Source organism: Acinetobacter albensis (assembly GCF_900095025.1).
In the GTDB taxonomy this organism is placed as follows: domain Bacteria; phylum Pseudomonadota; class Gammaproteobacteria; order Pseudomonadales; family Moraxellaceae; genus Acinetobacter; species Acinetobacter albensis.
The window spans coordinates 1-5,676 of the sequence record NZ_FMBK01000024.1 but is presented as its reverse complement, the minus strand read 5'-3'; the positions used below and the strand labels follow the sequence as shown (position 1 = coordinate 5,676).

Genomic DNA, 5,676 nt, shown 5'->3' with positions numbered 1-5,676 from the left:
CTTTTTAAATTATGTATAGAAAAACCCCCCTCAGTCTTTTGACTGAGGGGGGTTTAGAATAATGAGCTGGCGATGACTTACTCTCACATGGGTAACCCCACACTACCATCAGCGCGAAGAGGTTTCACTTCTGAGTTCGGGAAGGGATCAGGTGGTTCACTCTTGCTATTGTCGCCAGCACAACTGTTTATGATTACTTGCTATGGTCTTAGTTACGTTGCTTACGCTTCGATGTGCCTAGCTTTGGTCAAAAGAGTTATTAACAGACATTAAATTTGAGTTGAGATTTTAGTTTGTAGCGTTAACTAAATCAAGGGTATATTGCTTGGTTTTGAATCATTTAGATGATGCAATACAACTGTTTGGGTGTTGTATAGTCAAGCCTCACGAGCAATTAGTATTGGTCAGCTTCACATATCACTATGCTTCCACATCCAACCTATCAACGTCGTAGTCTTCAACGGCTCTTTAGGTGACATAAAGTCACAGGGAAATCTAATCTTGAGGTAGGCTTCCCGCTTAGATGCTTTCAGCGGTTATCCCTTCCGAACATAGCTACCCGGCGATGCAACTGGCGTTACAACCGGTACACCAGAGGTTCGTCCACTCTGGTCCTCTCGTACTAGGAGCAGATCCTCTCAAATTTCCAACGCCCACGGTAGATAGGGACCGAACTGTCTCACGACGTTCTAAACCCAGCTCGCGTACCTCTTTAAATGGCGAACAGCCATACCCTTGGGACCTGCTTCAGCCCCAGGATGAGATGAGCCGACATCGAGGTGCCAAACACCGCCGTCGATATGAACTCTTGGGCGGTATCAGCCTGTTATCCCCAGAGTACCTTTTATCCGTTGAGCGATGGCCCTTCCATACAGAACCACCGGATCACTAAGACCTACTTTCGTACCTGCTCGACTTGTGGGTCTCGCAGTTAAGCGCGCTTTTGCCTTTATACTCTACGCGTGATTTCCGACCACGCTGAGCGCACCTTCGTACTCCTCCGTTACTCTTTAGGAGGAGACCGCCCCAGTCAAACTACCCACCAGACATGGTCCTCGCTCCAGATTATGGAGCAGAGTTAGAACCTCAATATTACCAGGGTGGTATTTCAAGATTGGCTCCACCGAAACTAGCGTCTCGGTTTCAAAGCCTCCCACCTATCCTACACAAGTAAGATCAAAGTTCAATGTCAAGCTGCAGTAAAGGTTCACGGGGTCTTTCCGTCTAGCCGCGGGTACACCGCATCTTCACGGCGAATTCGATTTCACTGAGTCTCTGCTGGAGACAGCGCCCCCATCATTATGCCATTCGTGCAGGTCGGAACTTACCCGACAAGGAATTTCGCTACCTTAGGACCGTTATAGTTACGGCCGCCGTTTACTGGGGCTTCGATCAAGAGCTTCGCTTACGCTAACCCCATCAATTAACCTTCCAGCACCGGGCAGGCATCACACCCTATACGTCCACTTTCGTGTTTGCAGAGTGCTATGTTTTTAATAAACAGTTGCAGGGGCCTGGTTTCTGTGGCTGTCAACCGCTCAGGGAGTAAATCCCATCACCGTCGACAGCGTACCTTCTCCCGAAGTTACGGTACCATTTTGCCTAGTTCCTTCAGCAGAGTTCTCTCAAGCGCTTTGGTCTACTCGACCTGACCACCTGTGTCGGTTTCGGGTACGATTCCTGTGTAACTGAAGCTTAGAGACTTTTCCTGGAAGCATGGTATCAGCCACTTCACTGTACAAGTACAGCTTGCTATCAGTTCTCAGCATAGAGCACCCCGGATTTGCCTAAGATGCATGCCTACAACCTTTCACCTGGACAACCAACGCCAGGCTGACTTAACCTTCTCCGTCCTCTCATCGCATTACACAGAAGTATTGGAATATTAACCAATTTCCCATCGACTACGCCTCTCGGCCTCGCCTTAGGGGTCGACTCACCCAGCCCCGATTAACGTTGGACTGGAACCCTTGGTCTTTCAGCGTGCGAGTTTTTCACTCGCATTGTCGTTACTCACGTCAGCATTCGCACTTCTGATACCTCCAGCAGACTTCTCAATCCACCTTCATCGGCTTACAGAACGCTCCCCTACCACTTGCAATAAATTGCAAATCCGCAGCTTCGGCATATAGTTTTAGCCCCGTTACATCTTCCGCGCAGGCCGACTCGACTAGTGAGCTATTACGCTTTCTTTAAAGGGTGGCTGCTTCTAAGCCAACCTCCTAGCTGTCTATGCCTTCCCACATCGTTTCCCACTTAACTATAATTTTGGGGCCTTAGCTGGCGGTCTGGATTGTTTTCCTCTTGACTACGGACGTTAGCACCCGCAGTCTGTCTCCCGGATAGTACTCATTGGTATTCGGAGTTTGCATCGGTTTGGTAAGTCGGGATGACCCCCTAGCCGAAACAGTGCTCTACCCCCAATGGTATTCGTCCGAGGCGCTACCTAAATAGCTTTCGGGGAGAACCAGCTATCACCGAGTTTGATTAGCCTTTCACCCCTATCCACAAGTCATCCCCCGGCTTTTCAACGACGGTGGGTTCGGTCCTCCAGTTAGTGTTACCCAACCTTCAACCTGCTCATGGATAGATCACCCGGTTTCGGGTCTACACCCAGCAACTAAACGCCCTATTAAGACTCGATTTCTCTACGGCTCCCCTATGCGGTTAACCTTGCTACTGAATGTAAGTCGCTGACCCATTATACAAAAGGTACGCAGTCACCGAACAAGTCGGCTCCCACTGCTTGTATGCATGCGGTTTCAGGATCTATTTCACTCCCCTCACAGGGGTTCTTTTCGCCTTTCCCTCACGGTACTGGTTCACTATCGGTCAGTCAGGAGTATTTAGCCTTGGAGGATGGTCCCCCCATATTCAGACAAGGTTTCACGTGCCCCGCCCTACTCGTCATCATTATCTAAGCCCTTTCGTGTACAGGACTATCACCCACTACGGTTGCACTTCCCAGAGCATTCCACTAAAACTTAGATAACTTAATGGGCTGATCCCCGTTCGCTCGCCGCTACTAAGGGAATCTCAATTGATTTCTTTTCCTAAGGGTACTGAGATGTTTCACTTCCCCTCGTTCGCCTTGCATGACTATGTATTCATCATGCAATACCTACCTTATGGTAAGTGGGTTTCCCCATTCAGAAATCTCCGGATCACAGGATATTTGCCGCCTCCCCGGAGCTTATCGCAGGCTATTACGTCTTTCATCGCCTCTGACTGCCAAGGCATCCACCACATGCACTTAATTACTTGACTATACAACCCCAAACAGTCGTTAACACCCTACAAGTGATGTAACAACAGAGTCAGCCTTACGACCTTCTCATACAGTTTGTTGTCTGTAGATTTAACTACAGTACAGCTTCAATCTAAATTCATCTACCAAAACGCTTGATTCAGTTAATTTCGCTAGTTCTCAGTTCTTCTTCGTCACTGAAATGAAATACTTACGTATTACAGTCAATGTTGAATTAGTTCTGAGTTCAAACAATTATTTCAACTCAAATTCTCAATCTGTTAATGATTAACTACGTCTTCGTCAGACCGTAGGTAACTGTGATAAATCACAGAACTTAATAAATTAAAAATCATTTAATCATGATCTTATTTATTAAATTCTATAATCTAACTTCTTAGCTTATATATTGAAGAACAATATATGGTGGAGACTAACGGAGTCGAACCGTTGACCTCCTGCGTGCAAAGCAGGCGCTCTACCAACTAAGCTAAGTCCCCAGCTTATCACTTATTAGCTTTATGTATCTCTCGTTTGTAACTCAACTCCAAGACTCTCATCTCTTCATTATTTCAGTTAGTAGACTTGGTGGGTCTGACAAGACTTGAACTTGTGACCCCACGCTTATCAAGCGTGTGCTCTAACCAACTGAGCTACAGACCCATCGATACATCATGAAGAACAACTTGTTGTGGATTCTTACCAATCGTCAATCTTTCGTTAAGGAGGTGATCCAGCCGCAGGTTCCCCTACGGCTACCTTGTTACGACTTCACCCCAGTCATCGGCCACACCGTGGTAAGCGTCCTCCTTGCGGTTAGACTACCTACTTCTGGTGCAACAAACTCCCATGGTGTGACGGGCGGTGTGTACAAGGCCCGGGAACGTATTCACCGCGGCATTCTGATCCGCGATTACTAGCGATTCCGACTTCATGGAGTCGAGTTGCAGACTCCAATCCGGACTACGATCGGCTTTTTGAGATTAGCATCCTATCGCTAGGTAGCAACCCTTTGTACCGACCATTGTAGCACGTGTGTAGCCCTGGTCGTAAGGGCCATGATGACTTGACGTCGTCCCCGCCTTCCTCCAGTTTGTCACTGGCAGTATCCTTAAAGTTCCCGGCTTAACCCGCTGGCAAATAAGGAAAAGGGTTGCGCTCGTTGCGGGACTTAACCCAACATCTCACGACACGAGCTGACGACAGCCATGCAGCACCTGTATGTAAGCTCCCGAAGGCACCAATCCATCTCTGGAAAGTTCTTACTATGTCAAGACCAGGTAAGGTTCTTCGCGTTGCATCGAATTAAACCACATGCTCCACCGCTTGTGCGGGCCCCCGTCAATTCATTTGAGTTTTAGTCTTGCGACCGTACTCCCCAGGCGGTCTACTTATCGCGTTAGCTGCGCCACTAAAGTCTCAAAGACCCCAACGGCTAGTAGACATCGTTTACGGCATGGACTACCAGGGTATCTAATCCTGTTTGCTCCCCATGCTTTCGTACCTCAGTGTCAGTATTAGGCCAGATGGCTGCCTTCGCCATCGGTATTCCTCCAGATCTCTACGCATTTCACCGCTACACCTGGAATTCTACCATCCTCTCCCATACTCTAGCCAACCAGTATCGAATGCAATTCCCAAGTTAAGCTCGGGGATTTCACATTTGACTTAATTGGCCACCTACGCACGCTTTACGCCCAGTAAATCCGATTAACGCTCGCACCCTCTGTATTACCGCGGCTGCTGGCACAGAGTTAGCCGGTGCTTATTCTGCGAGTAACGTCCACTATCCCTAGGTATTAACTAGAGTAGCCTCCTCCTCGCTTAAAGTGCTTTACAACCAAAAGGCCTTCTTCACACACGCGGCATGGCTGGATCAGGGTTCCCCCCATTGTCCAATATTCCCCACTGCTGCCTCCCGTAGGAGTCTGGGCCGTGTCTCAGTCCCAGTGTGGCGGATCATCCTCTCAGACCCGCTACAGATCGTCGCCTTGGTAGGCCTTTACCCCACCAACTAGCTAATCCGACTTAGGCTCATCTATTAGCGCAAGGTCACAAGTGATCCCCTGCTTTCTCCCGTAGGACGTATGCGGTATTAGCATTCCTTTCGAAATGTTGTCCCCCACTAATAGGCAGATTCCTAAGTATTACTCACCCGTCCGCCGCTAAGTTAAGTAGCAAGCTACTTTTCCCCGCTCGACTTGCATGTGTTAAGCCTGCCGCCAGCGTTCAATCTGAGCCATGATCAAACTCTTCAGTTTAATATTGCTTAGTGCCTTAAAGGGCACCAATCTTGGCTCATCAATTTTCTGACAAATATTTCTCAAATAAACTTCGAGTAATTTCTACCATCAATCAATGAAAATAATTTCGATCAATCAATCAGTAAAAATCCACACAAGTTGTTCTTCATAAGCTCTTAATGATCT

The 5,676-nt window shown here is 48.0% G+C and carries 2 tRNA genes and 3 rRNA genes; all 5 read right to left on the bottom strand.

The features are described 5' to 3' along the window. Positions 1-64: 64 nt before the first annotated feature. The 5 genes from rrf to GA0116959_RS14060 all read right to left on the bottom strand — a co-directional run bounded on the left by rrf (position 65) and on the right by GA0116959_RS14060 (position 5,508). Positions 65-179 (bottom strand): 5S ribosomal RNA (gene rrf / locus GA0116959_RS14080). 194 nt (positions 180-373) lie between these two features. Next, positions 374-3,267, bottom strand: a 23S ribosomal RNA gene (locus GA0116959_RS14075). 404 nt (positions 3,268-3,671) lie between these two features. Continuing rightward, positions 3,672-3,747: transfer RNA gene (locus GA0116959_RS14070), tRNA-Ala, on the bottom strand. Positions 3,748-3,833: 86 nt separating this feature from the next. After that, positions 3,834-3,910, bottom strand: a tRNA-Ile gene (locus GA0116959_RS14065). Between the two features lie 58 nt (positions 3,911-3,968). Then, a 16S ribosomal RNA gene (locus GA0116959_RS14060) occupies positions 3,969-5,508 on the bottom strand. The 16S, 23S and 5S rRNA genes sit together here with 2 tRNA genes alongside, the layout of an rRNA operon. Between the last annotated feature and the right edge of the window lie 168 nt (positions 5,509-5,676).